This is a genomic window from Myxococcus llanfairpwllgwyngyllgogerychwyrndrobwllllantysiliogogogochensis (assembly GCF_006636215.1).
GTDB classification, from domain to species: Bacteria; Myxococcota; Myxococcia; order Myxococcales; family Myxococcaceae; genus Myxococcus; species Myxococcus llanfairpwllgwyngyllgogerychwyrndrobwllllantysiliogogogochensis.
Genome location: NZ_VIFM01000748.1, coordinates 1 through 456, shown reverse-complemented (window position 1 = coordinate 456; position 456 = coordinate 1). Strand labels below are relative to the sequence as shown.

The following is a 456-nucleotide window of genomic DNA, read 5'->3' as shown; positions in this document are numbered from 1 at the left end:
TTGTGGATCACGGCGATGGCGTAGGCGCCATGCAGTTCGGCCACGGCGGCGCGCACGGCCTGGAACAGGTCGCCGTTGTAGTGGCTGTCCACGAGGTGGGCGATCACCTCGGTGTCCGTCTGGCTGGTGAACACGTAGCCGCGGGCCTGCAGCGATGCGCGCAGCGCCTCGTGGTTCTCGATGATGCCGTTGTGCACCAGCGCGACGCGGCCCAGGCGCAGCGGCTCGTCCGGGCCGGAGCCGTGGCTGAAGTGCGGGTGCGCGTTGTGCACGGCCGGCGCGCCGTGCGTGGCCCAGCGCGTGTGGGCGATGCCGGTGGCGCCTTCGACGTGCTCGGTGCGCACCTGCTCCAGCAGTTCCGCCACGCGCGCCGTGCTGCGGGCGCGGCGCAGGCCGCCGGTGGGCGTGGTGCCCAGGCTGGCGTCGTGGATCGCCACGCCGCAGGAGTCGTAGCCC

Annotated in this window: 1 pseudogene; it reads right to left on the bottom strand. The window is 73.2% G+C overall.

Going from position 1 to position 456, the window contains the following annotated elements:
* Window positions 1–437, bottom strand: a pseudogene (locus FJV41_RS57380) (glutamine--fructose-6-phosphate transaminase (isomerizing)); the annotation flags it as partial.
* Window positions 438–456 lie beyond the last annotated feature (19 nt).